Here is a 22,685-nt window from a genome sequence, read left to right as displayed (position 1 = left end):
CCCCACTTGTACGACGACAGGGGGCGCCCGGTACCGGCCGGGCGCCCCCTGTCGTCATATCCGCGCCTCGCGCCTTACGCGATGTGGTCCTCCTCCAGCTCCGCCGTGTGGCGCTGCTGGAAACGCTCGGCGAGGGCCTTCAGCTCGCTCGGGTTCAGCGTCGTGCCGTAGGTCGCCTGGATGTTGTCACCGAGGACCCGGGGCGTGGGATAGCTGCCGTCTATCGACTGACGGAACACCTGGTAGTACGCCTCCTCGTCCGGATCCGCGACGGGAGTGCCGCCCCCCTCACCCAGCTCACGGGTGCGGCCGCCGGGAACCACCGGGATGGGGAAACTGCCGGTCTCCTCCGGAGAGGGCTCCTGGAGAGGCGGCTCCTCCTGGTACTGGTCCTCGTACTGCTCGGCCTGCTGCTGCTCCGCGTACCAGCGGGCGTACTCCTCGTCGGGATCGTAGGTGGGGTCGTAGCCGCCGTGGTACTCGACGGTGCGGGGGTCCCGGGCGTGGAGCCACTGGTTCTGGTCCGGGGCCGCGTCCTCCTGCGGCCCGGGGTCCTGGTTGCCCTCCAGCTCCAGGCGCTGCTCACCCTGAGGCACCGCCGCGCCCACCGGAGCCGCCCCGGCGGCACGACTGCCCGCGGCCATCTCCGGCGCCTCGGGCGCCGGGGGTATCAGCGCCGGCTCTATGCCCGCCGCCGCCAGCCCCGACGGAGCCGTCTCGGCCAGAGGAACACCGTACTTGGCGAGACGCAGGGGCATCAGGGCCTCGACCGGGGCCTTACGGCGCCAGGCACGGCCGAAACGGGAACGGAGACGGGCCTGATAGACCAGCCGCTCCTGCTCCAGCTTGATCACCTGCTCGTAGGAACGCAGCTCCCACAACTTCATCCGGCGCCACAGCAGGAACGTCGGCACCGGCGACAGCATCCAGCGCGTGAGCCGGACACCCTCCATGTGCTTGTCGGCGGTGATGTCGGCGATCCGGCCGACCGCGTGCCGGGCCGCCTCCACCGAGACCACGAACAGGATCGGGATCACCCCGTGCATGCCCACGCCCAGCGGATCCGGCCACGCCGCCGCGCCGTTGAACGCGATCGTCGCCGCCGTCAGCAGCCACGCCGTCTGCCGCAGCAGCGGGAACGGGATGCGGATCCAGGTCAGCAGCAGGTCCAGGGCCAGCAGAACACAGATACCGGCGTCGATGCCGATCGGAAAGACGTAACTGAAATTCCCGAAGCCCTTCTTCAGGGCGAGCTCACGGACGGCCGCGTACGAACCCGCGAAGCCGATTCCGGCGATGATCACGGCACCGAAGACGACCACGCCGATGAGAACCCGGTGCATCCGTGTCAGCTGCAGTGGCGCGGCCACCCGTACTCCCCTCCCAGTGCGTGTTGTTGCGCGCAACAGAGTGGCACATGTGTACGGGGGACGGGTGGCCGGTTCCCGTTCGGAACCGGGTCAGCCCTTGCTCGACACCTTCGAAGCGGACTTCGAGGCGGACGAGGAAGGAGACTTCGACGCCGGCTTCGAGGGGGACGCGGACGCCGACCCGGACGCCGCGGCACCCGTACCGTTCGCCTTCGTCACCGAGGCCACCGCCTCCCCGGCCGCCTTCCGCGCGTCCTTCATCAGGTCGTCGGCGTCCGGCGTCTTGTCACCGGCGAGACCGGCACCGTTGTAGTCCAGGGTGACGACCACGTTCTCCACACGCGCCACGACCGTCTGCTGCTTGAAGGTGCCTTCCTTCTTCTTCAGCTCGTAACGCACCGCGGTCGCCTCGTCACCCACCCCGTCGGCCGGCTCCGCCTTGACGCTCTTCGCACCCTCGGCCGACTGCGCGTCCCGCACCTGTTTGTCGTAGTACTCCTGGGCGAGCTCGTCACCCGCACCACGGGTGGCGTCCGACTCGAAGCGCAGCAGCGACACATTCAGCCAACGGAACTGCGAGCCCTTCACACCGTTGTTGTCCAGGCTGTTCCAGGAGCAGCTGCCCCGGGTGGAGACGTCGTCCGAGGAGCCCTCCTTGCCCGGCTTCGCCTTCGGCGCCAGATCGTCCAGCGTCTTCTCGGACAACACCTCGCACGGCTCCGGAAGCGTCCTGTACGCCGCCGCCCGCACCGTCGGGGACGGGCTCGCGGACTGCGAGGCGGAGGCGGAGGCGCCCTTGTCCTTGCCGTCGTCGGAGCCGGAGTCCGAGGAGCAGCCGGCGGCGACCAGGGGGACGGCGACCGCGCAGACAAGGACGCGGGCAAGGCGCTTCGCTCGCGGTGATCGCGGGTCTCGCTGTACTCGTCGCTGCATGGTTCCTTCACTCATGACGCTCGTGTTCCCTGCGGTCAAAACGGGGTCCGAGGGGTCACGGTACGCGGTGAGCCACCCGCGCGGCCGCCCTTCGCACGCTTCACGCAGAAGGGCGAAGGCCCCCCGGACGGTACTCAGCCGCTCAGCGAATCGGCCAGCTCCGACGCCAGTTTCCGTGCCCTGTCCTGCAATTCCTTGCTGTCCGGGACGACTCCGACGGTCACCGGCTGCTCCGCGTACTCGACGGTCACGATCACATTGGACGTGCGGAACGCCACAGTCACCGTGCGCTGCTGGGCGGTCGAACCGGAGCTGTTCAGCTCGTCGTCGAGGAACGCCTCCTCACCCAGGTCCTCCAGCAGGCGGGGCTGGAGATCGGAAGGAGCCGCGGACGGCGAGGAGGTGGCGGACGACCCGGCCGAGGGAGACGAACTCGGGTTCACGGACGGGCCGATGGACGGAACACCGGACTCCGTCGCCGTCACCACCGGCTCCGGAAGATCCGCCGCTTCCCGCTTCTCCGCGAAGAGTTCCTCGGCCTGGGCGTCGTCACTGACGGCGTTGTCGTAGGAGACGGCCCGCTCGAAGTCGACCAGCAGATGGTCGGTCGCCTCCGCCGACTCCACCTTCCAGCGGCAACCCACCTTGCGGTCCGTGTCGTACGTGAGGGTCGCCGTACCCGCGTACGCCTTCTCGCGCTGCGCCTCGTCGGTCATCTCCCCGATGCCGGGCAGGAGTTGGTCGAGCGTCGCGTCCTCGACCACGCCGCAGGGCTCGGGGAGCGTGGCGTACTTGCCGGGCTGGGCGGCCTGGGTGGCCGTACCGGCGCTTCCCGGGTTGGAGTTGTCCGACTGGCCGCCGTCCTCCGAGCTGCCGGTGCAGCCGGCCAGGACGGCCGCCAGGAGCGCGGCGACGCCGGGTACGTACGCCTTCCGCTGCACGTTCGGGCTCCTCTCGACGGTGGGTGCGGGCCGGTGCCCGCCGGGTCTCCCCAGTGTCCCCGCTGGTTAATCGCTTGCCGCACGGGGGCGTCCCCTGCAGACAATGTGTATCGCACGCAACACCGTGGACGCCGGTCCGTCATCCCTTTTCATCGACCTTGGCACCGGTTTTGCGATTCATGACTTCTGTTGGCTTTCGGGGGAACGAGGACGTTATGTCGTACGTGGAACTGCCGGGTGCGAAGGTGCCGATCCGGATGTGGACGGATCCGGCGACGGTGGAGGAGGGCGCCCTCCAGCAACTGCGGAACGTGGCGACCCTGCCGTGGATCAAGGGCCTGGCGGTCATGCCGGACGTGCACTACGGCAAGGGCGCGACGGTCGGGTCGGTCATCGCGATGCGGGGCGCGGTGTGTCCCGCGGCGGTGGGCGTCGACATCGGCTGCGGCATGTCCGCGGTGAAGACGTCCCTGACGGCGAACGACCTGCCGGGGGATCTGTCGCGGCTGCGGTCGAAGATCGAGCAGGTCATTCCGGTGGGCCGGGGGATGCACGACGACCCCGTCGATCCGGGACGGCTGCACGGTTTCGGGACCGCCGGCTGGGACGACTTCTGGGGCCGGTTCGGCGGGGTGGCGGACGCGGTGAAGTTCCGCGAGGAGCGCGCCACGAAGCAGATGGGGACATTGGGCGGCGGAAATCATTTCGTAGAGGTATGTACTGATACTGATGGTTCCGTCTGGTTGATGCTGCACTCCGGTTCCCGGAACATCGGCAAGGAGCTCGCCGAGCACCACATCGGCATCGCCCAGAAGCTCCCGCACAATCAGAATCTGGTCGACCGTGACCTCGCCGTCTTCATCGCGGACACCCCGCAGATGGCGGCGTACCGCAACGACCTGTTCTGGGCGCAGGAGTACGCGAAGTACAACCGCTCGATCATGATGGCGCTCCTGAAGGACGTGGTCCGCAAGGAGTTCAAGAAGGCGAAGCCGACCTTCGAGCCGGAGATCAGCGCGCACCACAACTACGTGGCCGAGGAGCGCTACGAGGGCATGGACCTGCTCGTGACCCGCAAGGGCGCGATCCGCGCGGGTTCCGGCGAGTACGGGATCATCCCGGGCTCCATGGGCACGGGTTCGTACATCGTCAAGGGCCTCGGGAACGCCAAGTCCTTCAACTCGGCGTCGCACGGCGCCGGCCGGCGGATGAGCCGCAACGCGGCGAAGCGGCGCTTCTCGACGAAGGACCTGGAGGAGCAGACGCGGGGCGTGGAGTGCCGGAAGGACTCCGGTGTCGTGGACGAGATTCCGGGCGCCTACAAGCCGATCGAGCAGGTCATCGACCAGCAGCGGGACCTCGTGGAGGTCGTGGCGAAGCTGAAGCAGGTCGTCTGCGTGAAGGGCTGACGCGACGAGGTGGGCGGGTCCCCTGTCAGGGGGCCCGCTACTTCGCGTGGGTCACCGCGTAGATCATGACGAAGGCCACGATGTGGATGCCGAAGAGGAAGTAGCCGAGGTAGTACCAGACGTAGCGTTCGCGCTTCTTCTCCAGGGCCAGGCGGCGCTGTTCGGTGTCGTCGGACATCAGGGCTCCCGGTGGACCTTGGTGTTGGAGGCCTGGGCACGGGGGCGGACGACCAGCAGGTCGATGTTGACGTGGGGCGGGCGGGTGACCGCCCAGGCGATGGTGTCGGCGACGTCGTCCGCGGTGAGGGGTTCGGCGACGCCCTGGTAGACCTGGGCGGCCTTCTCCGTGTCGCCGCCGAAGCGGGTGAGGGCGAACTCGTCGGTCTTGACCATGCCGGGCGCGATCTCGATGACGCGCACCGGGCGGCCGACGATCTCCAGGCGCAGGGTCTCGGCGAGGACGTGGGCGCCGTGCTTGGCGGCGACGTAGCCCGCGCCGCCCTCGTAGGTGGCGTGGCCGGCGGTGGAGGACACGACGACGACCGTGCCGTCGCCGCTGGCGTCCAGCTTGGGGAGCAGGGCCTGGGTGAGGTTGAGGGTGCCGAGGACGTTCGTCTCGTACATAGTGCGCCACTGGTCCGGGTCGCCGGTGGCGACCGGGTCGGCGCCGAGTGCGCCGCCGGCGTTGTTGACGAGGACGCCGACGGTCTTGAAGGCGGTGGCGAACTCGTCGACGGCGGCGCGGTCGGTGACGTCGAGGGGGTAGGCGGTGGCCTTGTGGCCGGCGGCGGTGAGTTCCTCGGCGAGGGCCTCGATGCGGTCCTTGCGGCGGGCGGTGAGGACGACGCGGTAGCCGGCCTCGGCGAGGCGGCGGGCCGTGGCGGCGCCGATGCCGCTGCTCGCGCCCGTGACGACGGCGATACGGGACGCGGCGGGCGGTACGGCGGTGGCCATGGGCTGCTCCTCGGGCGGTCGGGGCCGGTCCCGGTCAGCATAAGCGGGGGTGGTGGGTGAGGTGTCAGCCGTTGCGCGGGGCCCACATGATCAGGGCCATGCCGGCGAGGCAGACCAGTGCGCCGGTGATGTCCCAGCGGTCGGGGCGGTAGCCGTCGGCGACCGCGCCCCACAGGATCGAGCCGGCGACGAAGATGCCGCCGTAGGCGGCGAGGACGCGGCCGAAGTGGGCGTCGGGCTGGAAGGTGGCGACGAAGCCGTAGGCGCCGAGGGCGAGGACGCCGCCGGCCGCCCACATCCAGCCGCGGTGTTCGCGTACGCCCTGCCAGACCAGCCAGGCGCCGCCGATCTCCAGGATCGCGGCGAGGACGAACAGGGCGGCGGAGCGGAGGATCGGCATGGGGGCAGCCTCGCACGCGGGGGATCGGGTGAGGGGCGGCCCCGGTACGGGGGGTCGTCGGCGGAGCCGGTGCGGCTGGTGGTGGTGCCGTGGCCGCGTGGCCCGGGGGTGGAATAGGTGGGGGCGGGGGGTCGTTCCAAGGGTATAGTTGAACCGTCAACAATCTGGAGGGTGAGCGGCCATGCAGTTCGGGATCTTCAGCGTCGGGGATGTCACGCCCGACCCGACCACGGGGCGTACGCCGACCGAGCGCGAGCGGATCAAGGCCATGGTCGCCATCGCGCTGAAGGCCGAGGAGGTGGGCCTGGACGTCTTCGCGACCGGGGAGCACCACAACCCGCCGTTCGTGCCGTCCTCGCCGACCACCATGCTCGGCTACATCGCGGCGCGCACGGAGAAGCTGGTCCTCTCCACCTCCACCACCCTGATCACCACCAACGACCCGGTGAAGATCGCCGAGGACTTCGCGATGCTCCAGCACCTGGCCGACGGCCGGGTGGACCTGATGATGGGGCGCGGGAACACCGGCCCGGTCTATCCCTGGTTCGGGCAGGACATCCGCCAGGGCATCAACCTCGCGGTCGAGAACTACGCCCTGCTCCACCGGCTGTGGCGCGAGGACGTCGTCGACTGGGAGGGGAAGTTCCGCACCCCGCTGCAGGGCTTCACCTCCACGCCCCGCCCGCTGGACGGGGTGGCGCCGTTCGTCTGGCACGGCTCGATCCGTTCGCCGGAGATCGCCGAGCAGGCCGCGTACTACGGCGACGGCTTCTTCCACAACAACATCTTCTGGCCGGCCGACCACACCAAGCGCATGGTCGAGCTGTACCGGGCCCGGTACGCCCACTACGGGCACGGCACCCCGGAGCAGGCGATCGTCGGGCTCGGCGGGCAGGTGTTCATGCGGAGGAACAGCCAGGACGCGGTGCGCGAGTTCCGGCCGTACTTCGACGTCGCGCCGGTCTACGGGCACGGGCCGTCGCTGGAGGAGTTCACCGAGCAGACCCCGCTGACCGTGGGCTCCCCGCAGCAGGTGATCGAGAAGACGCTGTCGTTCCGCGAGTACGCCGGTGACTACCAGCGCCAGCTCTTCCTGATGGACCACGCGGGTCTGCCGCTGAAGACCGTCCTGGAGCAGCTCGACCTGCTGGGCGAGGAGGTCGTGCCGGTGCTGCGCAAGGAGTTCGCCAAGGGCCGCCCGGCGGACGTGCCGGACGCGCCCACCCACAGTTCGCTGCTGGCCCTCGCCAGGGGGAAGGAAGGAGCGCGGGCATGAGGCTCGTCGTCGTCTCGGCGGGGCTGAGCGTCCCGTCCTCCACCCGGCTGCTCGGTGACCGGCTGGCCGCCGCGACCGCCGCGCGGGCGCCGGCCGACGTCCAGGTGGTCGAGCTGCGCGACCTCGCCGTGGAGATCGCGCACACCTTCACCAACGGGTTCCCGGGCCGGGCGCTGGCCGGCGCGTTCGACGCGGTGGCCGGGGCCGACGGGCTGATCGTGGTCACGCCGGTGTTCTCGGCGTCGTACAGCGGGCTGTTCAAGTCGTTCTTCGACGCGCTGGGCGTCAGCGATCCCGAGGCGCTCGCCGGGAAGCCGGTGCTGATCGCGGCGACCGGCGGTACGGCCCGGCACTCGCTGGTCCTCGACCACGCGCTGCGTCCGCTCTTCTCCCACCTCAAGGCCGTCGTCGTCCCGACCGGTGTCTACGCCGCCTCCGAGGACTGGGGCGCCGAGGGCCTGGACGGACGCATCGAGCGGGCGGCCGGGGAGCTGGTGGCGCTGACGGCCGGGCCGGTCACCGCCCGTCCGCCGTCCCGGCGGGACTCCTTCGAGGAGGTCACCCCGTTCGAGGAGCGGCTCGCGGCGCTGCGGCCCACCGGGTGAGAGCGAAGTAAGAAGCGGGCCCCGGTGCCGGCCGCCGGGGCCGCGGGACGGTGGCGGTTGGCAGACTGGACGGGTGCCGCACACCCTTCTGCTCGCCGAAGACGACCGCGCCATCCGCAACGCCCTGGAGCGGGCCCTCACCTTGGAGGGCTACCGGGTCACGGCCGTCGCCGACGGCGTCGAGGCCCTCGCGCAGGCCCACCGCAGTCGGCCCGACGTGCTGGTCCTGGACGTGATGATGCCCGGCATCGACGGGCTCCAGGTGTGCCGGGTGCTGCGCGCCGAGGGCGACCGCACGCCGGTGCTGATGCTGACCGCGCTGGTGGAGACCGCGGACCGGATCGCGGGCCTGGACGCGGGCGCCGACGACTACGTCGTCAAGCCGTTCGACGTCGAGGAGGTCTTCGCCCGGCTGCGCGCGCTGCTGCGCCGGGTGGCCCCGGCACCGGCCCCGGTGCCCGAGCCCGTCGTGGAGACGGGGCCGGAGCCCTCCGGCCGGTTCGTGGAGGCGGCCGGGCTGCGCATGGACCCGCAGGCGCGCCGGGCCTGGCGGGGCGGGCGGGAGCTGGAGCTGACCCGCACCGAGTTCGAGCTGCTGGAGCTGCTGATCCGCCACGCGGGCATCGTCCTGGACCACTCCACCATCTACGACCGCATCTGGGGCTACGACTTCGGCCCCGGTTCCAAGAACCTCGCCGTCTACGTCGGCTATCTGCGCCGCAAGCTCGACGAGCCCGGCGCGCCGCAGCTCATCCACACCGTGCGCGGGGTGGGCTACGTGCTGCGGGAGGGCTGAGTGCCGTACGGGCGGCCGGTCTCGCGGAGGCGGCTGCGGCTGCTGTCGCTGGGGACCACGTTCGCGGTGGCGTTCGCCGCGGTGACCGCCACCGTCACCGTGCTGGTCGGGATCCTGTCGTACAACGCCGCCGCCCGGCTGGTGCGGGTGGACCAGCAGTCCGTGTTCGACGAGGTCGTGCAGGACCTGCGGGACGAGGTCCGGGAGAACCGGATGTCGCCGCACGACTTCTCCTCCGCCGCGCCCGGCCACGACCTGGTGCGGCCCGCGCGGACCGACGTGCAGGTGCTCGGGCCCGACGGCGGTGTCTTCGACCCCGGCGACCCCGGCCTGCCGGTGGTGGACGCCGACCGGCGGGTCGCGGGGGACGCGACCGCGGGGCGGGTGGTCGTGCACGCGGGCGTCGACGTCGGCGACGACGTCTACCGGGTGGCGACCGTCGCGCTGGGCGGCGAGCGGGGCGCGGTGCAGGTCGCGCAGGAGTTCAGCGACACCGAGGACCTGCTGCGGGCGCTTCAGCGGCGCACGCTGATCCTGATGGCGGCGGTGGTGGTCGGGGCGGGGCTGTTCGGCTGGTGGGTGGCCCGGCGGATCACCCGGCGCCTGGTCGTCCTCACCAACACCGCCGAGGCCGTCGCCCGTACGCGGCGGCTCGGCATCCAGGTGCCGGTGGCCGGGTACGACGAGGTGGGGCGGCTCGGCCGTGCCTTCGACCGGATGCTGGGGCGGCTCGCCCAGTCCGAGGAGGACCAGCGGCGGCTGGTCCAGGACGCCGGGCACGAGCTGCGTACGCCGCTCACCTCGCTGCGTACCAACATCTCCCTGCTGCGCCGCATCGACGAGCTGCCGCCCGGCACCCGGGAGGAACTCGTCGCCGACCTCACGCAGGAGGCCCGCGAGCTGACCGACCTCGTCAACGAACTCGTCGACCTCGCGGCCGGGCAGTCCGACACCGAGCCGCCGCAGCGGGTCGACCTCGCGGACGTCGCGGAGGAGGTGGCGGGGCTGGCGCGGCGCCGTACCGGGCGGGAGATCGTGGTCGAGGTGAGTGGTGACACCGCGACCGACGGGCGGCCGGGGATGCTGACGCGGGCGCTGTCCAATCTCGTCGAGAACGCGGTGAAGTTCGACCGGGGCGGCCGTGCTCCCGTGGAGATCCGGGTCGCGGGGCCGGCCCGGGCGGGGGCGGTGCGGGTGGAGGTGCGGGACCGGGGGCCGGGGATCGCCGAGGACGATCTGGTCCGGGTGTTCGACCGGTTCTACCGTGCCGCCGACGCGCGGTCCCTGCCGGGGTCGGGGCTCGGGCTGTCCATCGTGCGGGAGGTGGCGCTCGCGCACGGTGGGGCGCCGTACGCGTTCTCCCGCGAGGGCGGGGGGACGGTGATCGGGTTCACGGTGGGGGGTGTGGCCGGGCGGCCGTCGGACGGGTGAGCGGTGTCGCGGTGCGGCGGGGGTGGGTCGCGCGGCGCGGTAGGCGTAGGCGGGGGGCGTGGGGCGCAGGTATGTGCGCGGGAGGCGGTGAAGTGCCGTTTCCCGGTGAGGGGAGGGCGAGCATGCTGACCGATGAGGAGGCCGCCGCGCTGGCGGCCGTCGACGAGGGGGCGTTGGGGCGGACGTTGCTGGAGTTGGTGTCCGTGCCCAGTGTGACCGGGAGCAGTGCCGAGTCGGAGCTTCAGCACCAGTTGGCCGGGCGGCTGGAGTGGCTCGGCATGGAGGTCGACCTGTGGTCGCTGGACCTGCCCGCGCTGCGCGCCGAACCGGATTTCCCGGGGACGGAGGCGCCCCGGGAGGAGGCGTGGGGGCTGGTCGGGACCACCCCCGACGGGGGTGACGGCCCCACCCTGATCCTCAACGGCCACGTCGACGTCGTACCGGCGGGTGATCCCGCCGCGTGGGACGGTGACCCGTTCGTGCCCCGGGTGGCCGGGGACCTGGTGCACGGGCGCGGGGCCTGCGACATGAAGGCCGGACTCGCGGCGCACCTCGCCGCGCTCGCGGCGATACGTTCCGCCGGGATACGCCTGCGCGGCCGGGTCGCCGCGCACTTCGTCGTCGGCGAGGAGGACGGCGGCCTCGGCGCCTACGCCACCCTGCGGCGCGGTCACCGCGGCGACGCCTGCGTCATCGCCGAGCCCACCGCCGCCACCCTGATCACCGCCAACGCGGGTGCGCTGACGTTCCGCATCGCCGTGCCCGGCAGGGCGGCGCACGGCAGTTCACGGGAGCAGGGGGTCAGCGCCGTCGACGCCTACCTTCCCCTGCACCGGGCGCTGGTCGCGCTGGAGACCGAACGGAACCGGGACCCGGACCCGCTGCTCGCCGAGTACCCGATCCCGTACGGCCTGTCGGTGGGCACCGTGCGTGCCGGGGACTGGGCGAGCAGCGTGCCCGACCTGCTGGTCGCCGAGGGGCGGTTCGGCGTACGTCTCGGTGAGGAACCGGCGGACGCACGCGCCGAGTTCGAGCGGTGCGTGGCCGAGGCGTGCGCCGCCGACCCCTGGCTGCGGGACCATCCGGCCGTGGTGAGCTGGCCGGGCGGGCAGTTCGCGAGCGGCCGGCTGCCCGAGGGCCACGTCCTCGCGGACGTGGCCGGCTCCGCGTACGCCGACGCGACGGGCCGCCCCCGGCCCAGGCGGCGCGGCGCCACCTACGGCAGCGACCTGCGGCACTACACCGGCGCCGGGATACCGACGCTGCAGTACGGCCCCGGGGACATCGCGGTGGCCCACAGCGACCGCGAACACGTGTCCCTGCGGGAGACGGCGGAGGCGGCGCGGACGCTGGTGCTGACGGTGCTGCGGACCGTCGGGACGAAGTGAGCGCCGGGCGCTGAGGCGGCTACCGTGCGTCCGAGGGCGCCCGGGGCCGCGCGGTGGACCCCCCGCCGCCGTGCGGCCACGGGCGCCCGGTCATGCCGGTACAGGCACACCGCGACCGGGGAATACCCGAGGCCGTCGAGGGCGGTGAGACCGGGCTGCTCGTCCCGGTGGAGCAGGAGCAAGACGGCACCGGGGCCCCGCTGGACCCTGAGCGGTTCGCCTCGGACCTGGCCGCCGCCGTGAACCGAGCGCCTTCGACGGCGACGGCGTCGCCTTCGGGGGGTGGGTGTACTGATCAGTTCATGCGAACCGCACCGGCCGAAGACCGGTGGCGGTGCGGATCGCTTCCGGTGGGAGGAAGCACTGGAGATGCTGGAACCCGTCGACAACACGGTGCGATGACGTCGTTCACCCCCGCAACGGCAGTGCCGTGAGTTCGTCCGCCCGGAGGACGTGGACGTGGCCGGGTGTCGTCGTGAGGGAGGGGGAGGCCGTGTCGCGTGCGGGGCCGGAGAAGGTCCACGCGGCCTTGTGGTCCCGCAGGTCCACCGCGTACAGCAGCCGGCGCTCGTCGAAGGGGGCCAGCAGGGCCAGTCCACCGCGCAGCAGGGGCTCGCCGGGCCACAGCCGCAGCGGGGCACGGTGGTCCCAGCGGAACTCACCGGTCGCGGCGTCCAGCGCGATCAGCCGCCAGGCGGCCTGCTCGGCGGTGCCCTGGATGTCCTCGGGTGCCGCGACGACGTACACCGTGCCGTCCTGGACGGCCGGTGCGCCGTAGACCGGTCCGCCGGGCCAGGTGCTGGGCTCCCCGGCCCCCCAGCGCCACAGCGTCTCACCGCTGCGCGCGTCGAGCGCCAGCACCTCGCCCTGGCTGACGTGGATCCGCCCGTCCCGTACCACGGCCGCGCTCGGCGCCGGCAGGTCGCTCTCCTCGTCCACGTCGTACCGGGCCGGGTCGACCAGCCGCTCGTCGTACAGCGTCCGGCCGGTGCCGGCGGCGCGGACGGTCAGCCCGAGCCGGGTGACGCAGACCAGCCGCCCGCCCTCGGCGACGGCGCTCAGCGGTTCGGCCCCCACCCCCTTCCCCGGCAGTGCCTCGCGCCAGCGCTCCGCGCCGCTGACCAGGTCGTACGCGCTCAGGAACGGCCGCGCGGGCTCCCCGCCCCGGCCGGGCAGCCGGGCCAGGACGTAGACCGTCCGCCGGTCGGCCGTCAGCAGGGCCGTCGGTTCGAGGGCGGGGATGCCCAGGGAGTCGTGCAGCGGGCTCGTGCGGCCCGTCTCCGGGTCGAGCCGGAGGAGCGCGGGGCGGACCGGGGACGATCCCGTCGCGCTGTCGTCCTCGTCGAGGACGGCGAGCAGCCCGCCGTCCGTGTTCAGGACGTCCCGCAGCGGGTCCCGCGTCCACCTCTTCCGCCCGGTGGCGGCGTCCACGGCGGTGTAGCGGGGCCGGAGCGCGTCCCTGACCAGGACGACACCGTCCGCCGCCACGGGCCGGACCTTGTGGTCGAAGGTCCCCGCGAACGTCCAGGCGGCCTCGGGCGGGCCCGACCCGGCGTCCGCCGCGGTCCGCTCGCCGTTCCCGGGGTCCTGCCGCCCCCGCCGGGTGTACGCGACGGCGCCCGCCGTCAGGGCACCGGCCGCGAGGAGCCCTCCGCCCAGCGCGAACAGGGTCCGGCGCCGTGGCGGTGGCGGCGTGTCGGTCTCCGTACGCTCACCGGAGCCCGGACCGGGTGCCGGTGCGCGTACGGGGTGCGGATCCCACAGCCGCGTGGTGCGGTCGGCGAGGTCGGCGAGGACCGCCTCCGGCAGCGACTCCGCGAACGTGCCCCCGTCCGCCCCGAGTTCCGAGGAGAGCGGGGACGGCGCCGGGCGGTCCGCGGCCTCCTTGCGCAGGCAGGACGCGATGACCGTCCGCAGGCCGTCGGGGACGTGGGTCAGGTCCGGCTCCCCGTACCGGACGCGGTACAGGATGTCCGCCGCACTGTCCCCCGGGAACGGCGGGCGTCCGGTCGCGGCGAAGAGCAGCACACCGCCGAGGGCGAAGACGTCGCCCTCGGGGCCGTGGTCGTGCCCCGTCGCCTGCTCCGGTGACATGTAGGCCGGGGTGCCCACGACCTGTCCGGTCCGGGTGAGCCGCCGGGCGCCGAGCGCGCGGGCGATGCCGAAGTCGATGATCTTCGGTCCGGCCGCGGTGAGCAGGATGTTGGACGGCTTGAGATCGCGGTGCACGATGCCCGTACGGTGGATCTCGCCGAGCGCGTCCGCCAGACGGGCGCCCACGGCCCGCACGGTGTGTTCGGGCAGCGGTCCCGCCAGGCCCACCGCCTCGTCGAGCGCGGGTCCGAGCAGGTATTCGGTGGCCAGCCAGGGCACGGCCCCGTCGGGGTCGCAGTCGACCACGGCCGCGCCGTGCCGGGCGCCGATCGCGCGTGCCGCCTCCGCCTCCAGGCGGAACCGGACGCGGAACTCGGGTTCGGCGGCGAACCGCGGGTGCACCGTCTTGAGCGCGACGGTGCGCCCGCCGGACGAACGGGCCAGGAAGACCGTCCCCATGCCGCCGCTGCCCAGCCTGCCGATCAGCCGGTAGCGGCCCAGGCGGTCCGGGTCGTCGTGGGCGAGGGGCCGCACGGTGCTCATACGGCGCTCACTCCACCGGGACGCCGTAGAAGGACCTGCCGTACCGGACCACGCAGATCCCCTCGACGGTCAGCAGCCCGTACGGGTCGAGGCCGCCGGTGTCCTGCTCGCCCACGGCCTGGAACTTCCACAGCCGCTCGCCGCTCGCCGCGGCGAACGCGGTGACCTGGACGGCGTCGAGGGAGAGTGCGGTGGCGCCGGACGCGCTGACGGCCACGGAGGGGGGTGCGCCGGTCCCGGCCAGGAAGCCGGTCCCGCGGCTCCACCGCTGCCGTCCGCCGTCCGGGTCGAGGGCGTACACGGTCGGGTCGTTGTCCGCGACGTACAGGGTGTCCCCGGCGAGGACCGGCATCCCGTACGCGCCGTGCGGGTTCTCGTGGCGCCTGCGCCAGAGCTCCCGGCCGGTACGCAGCTCGTACGCCCGCAGCTCGCGGTCCTGTGCGGCGTACAGCGTTCCCGTGCCGGACAGGGCGCACGAGGCGCTGACGGTCAGGTCGCCGATCGTTCTCGCCCACGCCTCCCGGCCCGAGGCGCGGTCCAGCGCGAAGAACTCCTGCAGCCCCTCGGGCCGCTTCCTCCGTGCCTTCTCGTCCTTGGGCCGGGGCGCGTCCCGCCACGACACCAGGAGGCCGCGGTGGGGTACGGCCCAGGTGACGTACTCGTTCTCCGCGAGGGGTCTTCGCCACAGCGGTTCGCGCCGTACGACGTCGTACGCGAACAGGGTGCGGGTCTTCCCGTCGGTGCCGTCGGTCTTCGTGCCGGTGCCGGCCGTCTTCTCGACAGTGCCCTTGAACCAGACCACCGCACCGTCCCGGGCCACCAGTTCGGGACCGGCCATGTCCTCGCCGGTTTCGAGGAGTTGCCCGTAGGGGACCTTGTGCCGGCGGGCGCCGTCCTTCACGGAGCGCCACAGCAGCCCCTGGACGCCCAGCACCACGAGGAGCTCGTCGTCGACCCGCACGGGGTGGGAGGCGAGGTCCACCGGTTCCCTGCGCCGCCACAGTTCCCTGCCGGTACGGACGTCCAGGGCGACGAGGGAGTCCCCCGGCAGCAGCAGTACGTCGCCGTGGAGGGAGGGGCTGCCGTAGAGCAGCGTGTCCGGCATGTCGTACGCCCACAGTGCCGCCGGGGGCACTCCGGGGACGGGTTCGCGCGGCTTCCGCGCGGCCGGTTCTCCCGCCGCGTCGGGGCTCGGGCGGTCGTCGGTCGCCCACGCCGTGACGCCGCCGCCGAGCGCCAGCCCCGCCGCGCCGGACAGCGCCCCGGTCAGCAGGGTCCTGCGGTCCAGGCGCGCGGCACGGCGCGTGGTGGGCAGGGCCGGTGGGAGGTCCTGCTCGCCCGCCGTGCCGGTGCCGGACGCCGGGCTCGCGTCCGGCACGGTCGGTGTGGCCGGGACGGCGGGCACGGCTCCCTTCCGGTCGTCCCGGTCCTCCCGCGTCTCCAGCCCGAGCACGGCCGACGCCTGCTCCGCGAGGGCGGCGGTCAGCCGGGCCGGCAGCCGGCCCGCGTCCACCGCCGCCGCCGCGCCGGAGGGAGCGAGGACGGCCGCGAGCACGGACGGCTCCGGCCGCCGCGCCGGGTCCTTGGCCAGACACCGGGCGAGCACCGGACGCAGCCCCTCGGGGACGGAGGCGAGATCGGGCTCCTGGTGCGCGATGCGTTGGGCGGCCCGGTGGCGTGCGGCGCTCCGGGAGACGTCCCCGGCGACGGGACGCGCGTCGGCGGGGTCCGCGTCGAGGGGGTCCGCGCCCACGGGGTCCGCGTCGAAGGGGTCCGTGCCCGTGGCCGCGTACGCCAGCAGGGTGCCCAGTACGAAGACGTCGGCGGGCGGCCCCGGCCGGTGGCCGGCGACCTGCTCCGGTGTCAGGTAGCCGAGTGTCACGGACAGTCCGCCTCCCGGCCCCTCCGTCGCCGCCGTGGCCGCGCCCAGCGGGCCGAACGCGCTGATCCGGGGGCCGTCGGCGGCCAGCAGCACCACCTCGGGGCCGAGCCCCTGGAACGCCTCGCCGGCCGCCGCGCGGGTGCGTTCGAGCGTCTCGGCGAGGGCCGCGCCCAAGGCCCGTACGACCGGTTCGGGCAGCGGTCCCGCCAGGGCCACGGCCTCGGCGAGCGGGAGGGAGGGGACGAACGGTGAGGCGAACCAGGGCACCGGGTCGTCCGGGGCGGAGTCGAGCACGGGCTGCGCCCACGGCCCCGCCAGCCGTGCCGCCGCCGCGAGCTCCTGGCGGAAGCGGCGGCGGAAGACGGGGACCGCCGCCAGCCGTGGCTTCGCCGCGGTGACGGTGACGGTGCGTCCGTCGTCCCCGCGCGCCAGGTAGCCGCGGGTGGTGCCCGCCTCCCGCAGCACCGCGAGTGTCCGGTACGGGCCGAACTGCCGTGGGTCCGCCCCGTTCAGATCCCTCACGGTCCCCAACCCCCCTTTGTCACAAGGACGGTGGGAAATCCTAGGGCACCGCGACGGCAGGTGGCGGCCCGCGCCGTCACAACCGGGTCACAGCGGAGGCAGGGCGAACAACCGCTCCCCGCACTGCATGACCGGTATGCCGTGCACCACCGCCACCAGCCACGCGTCCGCCGGATCGCCCGGCGGGACGAAGCGGTACTGCTCCTCCATCGTGCTGATCCGTACGGTGAGGACGCCGGCCGCCGGGTCGGCCGGCGTCAGGTGGACGCCGTCACCCGCGACGACGGGGGCGGCACCGGCACGCGGCCCCGACCGGCTGCCGAACGGGTCCCACGCCCCGCCCATGTCGAACTCCGTGCCGGAGGCGGGGTCCCGGCGCGCCACCCTGCGCAGGACGTCGCCGTCCGCCGCGTACAGGTGGTCGCCGCGTACCGTGGGCGGTCCGAAGCCGGCGGAACCCTCGGCGGAGTCCTGGCTCGGCAGCTCCCAGAGCCGCTCGCCGTCCGCCGGCCGCAGGGCGCGCAGCCGCGTGCCGCCCAGGTAGACGCCGCCTTCGCCCGCGGCGGGCCGCAGCGCGGCGTCGGCGCCGGTGTCCTGCCGCCAGGCCTCCGCGCCGTCCCGGGTGCGCAGCGCGTGCACCACGCCGTCGTCCCCGGCGAGCAGGAGCAGCCCGTGCGCGACGGTGGCCTGCGCGGTCGCACCGGTGCCGGAGGGCGCCGTCCGCCGCCAGCGCCGGGTGCCGTCCCCGGTGTGTACGGCCGTGATCCCGCCGGAGCCGTCGAGCCCGTACACGGTGTCGCCGTCGGCGGCCAGGAGCGTGCGCAGTCCGCCGGAGCCACGCCATCGCACGGTTCCGGTGTCCGGTGCGAGGGCGACCGGCGCACCGTCCCCGTCGAGGGCGAGGGGTTGTCCGGCGGTCACCACGGTGCGGATGTTCTCCGTCCGCCAACGCTCCTTCCCCGTACGGGCGTCGAGCGCCACCACGCCGTTGCCGGGGAGCGCGGCCAGCAGCAGTGTTCCCGCCGCGGCCGGCGCGAACGGCGGCTCGGGCGCGAGGCCGGAGACCTCCCACAGGGGATCCGGCTGGGTGCCGGGGGCGCCCGTCCAGCGCGGCACGGGAGCCGCGGACGCGTCGCTCCGGGCGCCGTCGTCGGCGTACCACCGCCAGGCCGCGGTGCCCGCGCCGGCGAGGAGCAGTGACCCGCCGGCCGCGGCGAGCACCGAGCGCCGTCGCGGCAGCCGTCGGCCGTCCGGGCGTTCCCGGGGGACCGGGTGCCCGGCCAGCTCGGCGGCGCGGCGCTCGCGTGCGGCGATGTCCAGCAGGACGCCCGACGGCAGCCAGTCCGCCGGAACCGGGACACGGGCGGCCGCCCGCCCGGGGAACGCACGGCCGCCGCCCCCGCTCCACAGTTCCCGGAGAAGCTCCGCCGCCGTCGGCCGCAGCGCGGGATCCTTGGCCAGGCACCGGGCGAGCACCTGGCGCAGCCCGTCCGGTACGGAGGTGAGGTCGGGCTCCTCGTGGGCGATGGCGAAGTCCACCAGCGCGGCGTGGGCGCCGAACGCGTGGTGTCCGCTGCTCGCGAAGGCGAGCAGCGCTCCCAGGACGAAGACGTCGCTCGAGGGCCCGAGTTCACCGCCCAGGACCTGTTCCGGTGACATGTAGCCCGCGGAGCCCGGCCGTTGCGCGGCCAGGGTGAGGGCCGTCGCGTCCGGTACGCGCGCGATGCCGAAGTCCACGACGCGCACACCGTCGGCGGTCAGCAGCACGTTGGACGGTTTCAGATCCCGGTGCACGACTCCGGCCGCGTGCAGCGCCCGCAGCGCGTGCGCGAGCAGGGCGCCCAGCACCCGGACCGTCTCCGGCGGCAGGGGCCCCCGGTCGGTGACGGTGCGCTCCAGCGTGGGCCCGGGGACGAACTCCCCGGCGAACCACGGCACACGGCCGTCGAGATCGGCGTCGTACACCCGCGCCACGCACGGATTCCGCACGGCGCCCGCCGCGCGTACCTCGCGCCTGAAGCGTGCCAGGAAGTGCGGGTCACCCGCGTTCTCGGACCGCAGGGTCTTCACCGCGGCCAGTCGCCGTCCCGCCTGCCCCAGGTAGACGGTCCCCATGCCACCGGCCCCGAGCACCCCCAGCAGTCTCCACGGCCCGAGCCGCTCCGGATCACCGGTCCCCAGCGGCCGCACCAGTTCCGTCACGGCGCCGATCGTATGGGGTCGGGGCCGGAGACGGTGGGGCGTCGACCATGCCGGTGTCCGTGGGACCGGCCGTCGGCCGTTCGCCCGGTCGCCTTCCCGCGGGGTCAGTGCCGGTGGGCGCCGTCGCCGTGCTCCTCACCGGTCGCCGGCTCCGGTGTGCCGGCGGGCGCGGTCTTCCCGGCGTGGACGGTGAAGGCCGCGGTGCGGACGGTGCCGTCGTGCTGGAAGTCGAGGAAGAGGCGGTACGTCCCGGCGGTGGGCGCGGTGGCGGTGAAGGAGACGTCGGGGCCGGGCTCGGTGGTGCCGTCGCCGGGTTCGCCGTTCGGGTGGACGTGGAGGTAGGCGAGGTCGCCGGAGCGCAGGGCGACCAGGTGGCCGTAGGCGCCGAGGTAGGGCTGAAGGTCGGTGACCGGGCGGCCGTCGCGGCTGACGCTCAGGGTCAGCTCGGAGGCCTTGCCGGGGCGCAGGCCACCGCGGAGCGTGACGGTGTAGCCGTCGACCGAGGCGGTGGCGGCGGGTTCGGGCAGGGCGGCGCCCTTGTACGTGCCGGAGACGGCGAGGTCCGCGCCCAGGGTGAGGTTGCCGGCGCCCGCGGTGGCCGGGGTGAAGTCGGCGAAGACCCGGTAGGTGCCGGCGGCGGGCAGGTCGACGGGGGTGCTCCAGGTGCCGTCGGCCGCCCGTACGGGGTGCAGGTGCCGGTAGGTGACCAGGTCGCGCGAGGCGAGGATGAGGTGGAGCTCCTTGCCGTGCTCGCGCCGGTAGGAGGTCACCCGCCGTCCGTCCCGGTCGCGGACGGTGAAGCGGAGCTCGCTCTTCTCACCCGCGGTCACGCGGGGTGTTTCGAGGTCCAGGGTGTATCCCGCCTGGGAGATCTGCAGGCCCGCGGGGACCGTGTCCGTGTGTCCGCCGTGGCCGGAGGGCGCCGGGCTCCCGTGTTCCGCGTGGGCCGCCGGTTCCCGGTCCGGGGCGGCGGGGCCGACCGCCGCGCCGACGCCGTAGGCGGTGCCGAAGGTGGCCGCGAGCGCGGCGGCGAAAGCAGTGATCTTCATGCCGGTGTTCATGACGTGCCCTCTCATGTGGGTGTCGTGTCGCCGCTTCTGCTGGACTGAACTCCGACTATATACCCCTAGGGGGTATGAGCAAGCGGGGCGTCGATGTTTGCCAAACATACCCCGAGGGGGTATATCTGGTGGGCGTCGGCGGTACCCCCCAGGGGTACGCCATCGTCTCGTCTTGTCTCGTCTGTCTCGTCTCATCTCCTCCAGGAGGAACCATGTCCTGCTGCACCCCTGACGGCAGCTGCTCCACCGCCACCGCCACCGCGACCGAGGGCACCGCCACCGTCTACGACGTCTCCGGGATGACCTGCGGGCACTGCAAGGCCACGCTCACCAAGGAGATCGGCGCCCTGGACGGTGTCCTGGCGGTCGACGTCGACCTCGAGGCCGGCCGGGTCACCGTCACCACGGCGGGCGAGCCCGACGACGCGCTGCTGGCCAAGGTCGTCGACGACGCCGGCTACGAACTCACCGGCCGCGCGGCCTGAAGGGCCCGCACACCGGCCGGGCCCGCCCGAGGGCCCGGCCCCCCTTCTCCCCACGCCCCCTCTGTCCTGATCAGCCCGAGGAGCAGCAATGGCCACCACGGTCCCCGACACAGCCGAGGTCGAACTCGCCATCGGCGGCATGACCTGCGCCTCGTGCGCCGCCCGGATCGAGAAGAAGCTCAACCGGATGGACGGGGTCACCGCCACCGTCAACTACGCGACGGAGAAGGCCAAGGTCCACTACAGCGGTGACGTGTCCGTCCCCGAGCTGATCGCCACGGTCGAGGCGACCGGGTACACCGCCCGCGAACCCGAGCCGGTGCGTACCGGGCCCGCGCCCGGCACGGAGGACGCCGAACCCGCCGACGAACTGCGGCCCTTGAGGGAGCGGCTGGTCACCGCCGTACTGCTGGCCGTCCCGGTCATCGCGATGGCGATGGTGCCGGCGCTGCAGTTCGAGTACTGGCAGTGGCTGTCGCTGACGCTGGCGGCACCCGTGGTGACGTACGCCGCCTGGCCGTTCCACAAGGCCGCCCTCACCAACGCGCGGCACGGCGCGGCCACCATGGACACGCTGATCTCGGTCGGCACGTCGGCCGCGTTCCTGTGGTCGCTGTGGGCGCTGTTCCTCGGCACCGCCGGCACGCCCGGCATGACCCACCCCTTCGAGCTGACCATCGCCCGCAGCGACGGCGCCGGGAACATCTACCTGGAGGCCGCCGCCGGGGTGACCGCCTTCATCCTGGCCGGCCGCTACTTCGAGGCCCGCTCCAAGCGCAGGGCCGGGGCCGCGCTGAAGGCCCTGCTGGAACTGGGCGCCAAGGACGTCACGGTGCTGCGGGAGGGCCGCGAGGAGCAGGTTCCGGTCGGGGAGCTGAAGACCGGGGACCGTTTCCTGGTCCGTCCGGGCGAGAAGATCGCGACCGACGGCACGGTCGTCGAGGGCACCTCGGCCGTCGACGCGTCGATGCTCACCGGCGAGTCGGTGCCGGTCGAGGTCGGCGTCGGGGACGCGGTCACCGGTGCGACGGTGAACGCGGGCGGCCGGCTGGTGGTCGAGGCGACGCGGGTCGGCGCGGACACCCAGCTCGCGCGGATGGCGAAGCTGGTCGAGGACGCGCAGAACGGCAAGGCCGCCGCCCAGCGGCTCGCCGACAGGATCTCCGGGGTCTTCGTCCCCGTGGTCATCGCCCTGGCCCTGGGCACCCTGGGCTTCTGGCTCGGCGACGGCGCGGGTCTGACGGCCGCGTTCACCGCCGCCGTCGCCGTCCTGATCATCGCCTGCCCCTGCGCCCTCGGCCTGGCCACACCGACCGCGCTGATGGTCGGCACCGGGCGCGGCGCCCAGCTCGGCATCCTCATCAAGGGCCCCGAGGTCCTGGAATCCACCCACCGCGTCGACACCGTCGTCCTCGACAAGACCGGCACCGTCACCACCGGCCGCATGACCCTGCTCGCCGTCCACACCGCCGACGGCACCGACGAGACCGAGGTGCTGCGCCTCGCGGGCGCCCTGGAACACGCCTCCGAGCACCCGATCGCCCGGGCGGTGGCGGCGGGTGCCGCCGACCGCGTGGGCACCCTGCCCGTGCCCGAGGACTTCGCAGGCGTCCCCGGTCTCGGCGTGCAGGGCGTCGTCGACGGCCACGCCGTCCTCGTCGGCCGCGAGAAGCTGCTCGCCGAGTGGGCCATGGAGCTGCCCGCCGGCCTGGCGCGTGCCAAGGCCGACGCCGAGGCGGCGGGCCGCACCGCGATCGCGGTCGCCTGGGACGGCGAGGCACGGGCGGTCATCGAGGTCGCCGACGCCGTCAAGGACACCAGCGCCGAAGCCGTCACCCGGCTGCGCGCCCTGGGCCTGACCCCGATCCTCCTCACCGGGGACAACAAGGCCGTCGCCGAGTCGGTGGCCGCGGAGGTCGGCATCGACGAGGTGATCGCCGACGTCATGCCCGAGGACAAGGCCGACATCGTCAAGCGCCTCCAGGGCGAAGGCCGTTCGGTCGCGATGGTCGGCGACGGCGTCAACGACGCCGCAGCCCTCGCCCAGGCCGACCTGGGGCTGGCCATGGGCACCGGCACCGACGCCGCCATCGAGGCCGGCGACCTCACCCTCGTCCGCGGCGACCTGCGCGCCGCCGCCGACGCCATCCGCCTCGCCCGCAGAACCCTCGGCACCATCAGGTCCAACCTCTTCTGGGCCTTCGCCTACAACATCGCCGCCCTGCCGCTCGCCGCCGCCGGACTCCTCAACCCGATGATCGCCGGAGCCGCCATGGCCTTCTCCTCGGTCTTCGTCGTCGGCAACTCCCTGCGTCTGCGCGGCTTCAGGGCCGCGAGCTGAGACGCCTCCCCGGCGGGGGGGGAGCGGGCCGCCGGGCCCGCTCCCCCCGCTT

General features: G+C 73.6%; 18 protein-coding genes and 1 pseudogene. 9 read left to right on the top strand and 10 right to left on the bottom strand.

Annotation, left to right across the window (positions count from 1 at the left end; genetic code table 11):
- Positions 1–74: 74 nt before the first annotated feature.
- The 3 genes from ACF1DX_RS34545 to ACF1DX_RS34535 all read right to left on the bottom strand — a co-directional run bounded on the left by ACF1DX_RS34545 (position 75) and on the right by ACF1DX_RS34535 (position 3,244).
- A complete protein-coding gene (locus ACF1DX_RS34545; protein ID WP_391795112.1) occupies positions 75–1,370 on the bottom strand; it encodes a DUF2637 domain-containing protein in 1,296 nt (431 codons plus the stop codon).
- A gap of 90 nt (positions 1,371–1,460) precedes the next feature.
- Entirely contained in the window at positions 1,461–2,318 is an 858-nt protein-coding gene (locus ACF1DX_RS34540; protein ID WP_391795111.1) for a DUF3558 family protein, read from the bottom strand.
- A gap of 119 nt (positions 2,319–2,437) precedes the next feature.
- On the bottom strand, positions 2,438–3,244 hold the full coding sequence (locus tag ACF1DX_RS34535; protein ID WP_391795110.1) for a DUF3558 domain-containing protein: 807 nt from the start codon (positions 3,242–3,244) through the stop codon (positions 2,438–2,440).
- A gap of 215 nt (positions 3,245–3,459) precedes the next feature.
- On the opposite strand from ACF1DX_RS34535, the gene ACF1DX_RS34530 reads away from it, so the two are divergent.
- Positions 3,460–4,653 (top strand): RtcB family protein, encoded by a 1,194-nt coding sequence (locus tag ACF1DX_RS34530; RefSeq protein WP_391795109.1) that lies wholly within the window; start codon positions 3,460–3,462, stop codon positions 4,651–4,653.
- A 37-nt stretch (positions 4,654–4,690) separates the two neighbouring features.
- Here the strand turns inward: ACF1DX_RS34530 and ACF1DX_RS34525 are convergent, their stop codons facing one another.
- The 3 genes from ACF1DX_RS34525 to ACF1DX_RS34515 all read right to left on the bottom strand — a co-directional run bounded on the left by ACF1DX_RS34525 (position 4,691) and on the right by ACF1DX_RS34515 (position 6,007).
- Entirely contained in the window at positions 4,691–4,831 is a 141-nt protein-coding gene (locus ACF1DX_RS34525; protein WP_391795108.1) for a hypothetical protein, read from the bottom strand.
- Positions 4,831–5,607, bottom strand: coding sequence for an SDR family NAD(P)-dependent oxidoreductase (locus tag ACF1DX_RS34520; RefSeq protein WP_391795107.1), 777 nt, complete (start codon positions 5,605–5,607; stop codon positions 4,831–4,833). The genes ACF1DX_RS34525 and ACF1DX_RS34520 overlap by 1 nt, the downstream gene beginning before the upstream one ends.
- A gap of 64 nt (positions 5,608–5,671) precedes the next feature.
- On the bottom strand, positions 5,672–6,007 hold the full coding sequence (locus tag ACF1DX_RS34515; protein WP_391795106.1) for a YnfA family protein: 336 nt from the start codon (positions 6,005–6,007) through the stop codon (positions 5,672–5,674).
- A gap of 181 nt (positions 6,008–6,188) precedes the next feature.
- Here ACF1DX_RS34515 and ACF1DX_RS34510 point away from each other — a divergent pair, with 181 nt between their 5' ends.
- From ACF1DX_RS34510 to ACF1DX_RS34485, 6 genes and pseudogenes are all read left to right on the top strand, one after another.
- The gene (locus ACF1DX_RS34510; protein WP_391795105.1) at positions 6,189–7,283 is read left to right on the top strand and encodes an LLM class flavin-dependent oxidoreductase; all 1,095 of its coding nucleotides are present in this window, start codon (positions 6,189–6,191) and stop codon (positions 7,281–7,283) included.
- Positions 7,280–7,888, top strand: coding sequence for an FMN reductase (locus ACF1DX_RS34505; RefSeq protein ID WP_391795104.1), 609 nt, complete (start codon positions 7,280–7,282; stop codon positions 7,886–7,888). The genes ACF1DX_RS34510 and ACF1DX_RS34505 overlap by 4 nt, the downstream gene beginning before the upstream one ends.
- A gap of 73 nt (positions 7,889–7,961) precedes the next feature.
- Positions 7,962–8,684, top strand: a complete 723-nt coding sequence (locus ACF1DX_RS34500) for a response regulator transcription factor (RefSeq protein WP_391795103.1) — start codon at positions 7,962–7,964, stop codon at positions 8,682–8,684.
- The gene (locus tag ACF1DX_RS34495) at positions 8,685–10,115 is read left to right on the top strand and encodes an ATP-binding protein (RefSeq protein WP_391795102.1); all 1,431 of its coding nucleotides are present in this window, start codon (positions 8,685–8,687) and stop codon (positions 10,113–10,115) included.
- Between the two features lie 122 nt (positions 10,116–10,237).
- Positions 10,238–11,503 carry an ArgE/DapE family deacylase gene (locus tag ACF1DX_RS34490; protein WP_391795101.1) on the top strand — a complete coding sequence of 422 codons (1,266 nt, stop codon included), beginning with the start codon at positions 10,238–10,240 and terminating at the stop codon, positions 11,501–11,503.
- A gap of 270 nt (positions 11,504–11,773) precedes the next feature.
- A pseudogene (locus ACF1DX_RS34485) lies at positions 11,774–11,905 on the top strand (flavoprotein); the annotation flags it as partial.
- A gap of 6 nt (positions 11,906–11,911) precedes the next feature.
- Here the strand turns inward: ACF1DX_RS34485 and ACF1DX_RS34480 are convergent.
- From ACF1DX_RS34480 to ACF1DX_RS34465, 4 genes are all read right to left on the bottom strand, one after another.
- Positions 11,912–14,140 carry a PQQ-binding-like beta-propeller repeat protein gene (locus ACF1DX_RS34480; RefSeq protein ID WP_391795100.1) on the bottom strand — a complete coding sequence of 743 codons (2,229 nt, stop codon included), beginning with the start codon at positions 14,138–14,140 and terminating at the stop codon, positions 11,912–11,914.
- Positions 14,141–14,147: 7 nt separating this feature from the next.
- Complete coding sequence (locus ACF1DX_RS34475) at positions 14,148–16,544, bottom strand: PQQ-binding-like beta-propeller repeat protein (RefSeq protein ID WP_391795099.1); 2,397 nt, start codon at positions 16,542–16,544, stop codon at positions 14,148–14,150.
- An 87-nt stretch (positions 16,545–16,631) separates the two neighbouring features.
- Positions 16,632–18,746 (bottom strand): PQQ-binding-like beta-propeller repeat protein, encoded by a 2,115-nt coding sequence (locus ACF1DX_RS34470; protein WP_391795098.1) that lies wholly within the window; start codon positions 18,744–18,746, stop codon positions 16,632–16,634.
- A 104-nt stretch (positions 18,747–18,850) separates the two neighbouring features.
- Entirely contained in the window at positions 18,851–19,807 is a 957-nt protein-coding gene (locus ACF1DX_RS34465; protein ID WP_391795097.1) for a hypothetical protein, read from the bottom strand.
- 212 nt (positions 19,808–20,019) lie between these two features.
- Here ACF1DX_RS34465 and ACF1DX_RS34460 point away from each other — a divergent pair, with 212 nt between their 5' ends.
- Together ACF1DX_RS34460 and ACF1DX_RS34455 are read left to right on the top strand one after the other, a co-directional pair.
- The gene (locus tag ACF1DX_RS34460; protein ID WP_391795096.1) at positions 20,020–20,292 is read left to right on the top strand and encodes a heavy-metal-associated domain-containing protein; all 273 of its coding nucleotides are present in this window, start codon (positions 20,020–20,022) and stop codon (positions 20,290–20,292) included.
- Between the two features lie 88 nt (positions 20,293–20,380).
- Positions 20,381–22,633 carry a heavy metal translocating P-type ATPase gene (locus tag ACF1DX_RS34455; protein WP_391795095.1) on the top strand — a complete coding sequence of 751 codons (2,253 nt, stop codon included), beginning with the start codon at positions 20,381–20,383 and terminating at the stop codon, positions 22,631–22,633.
- The last annotated feature ends 52 nt before the right edge of the window (positions 22,634–22,685 follow it).

Source organism: Streptomyces sp. NPDC014676 (assembly GCF_043084105.1).
Lineage (GTDB): Bacteria > Actinomycetota > Actinomycetes > Streptomycetales > Streptomycetaceae > Streptomyces.
The sequence above is the reverse complement of the archived record's forward strand: the minus strand, read 5'-3'. Positions and strand labels throughout refer to the sequence as shown.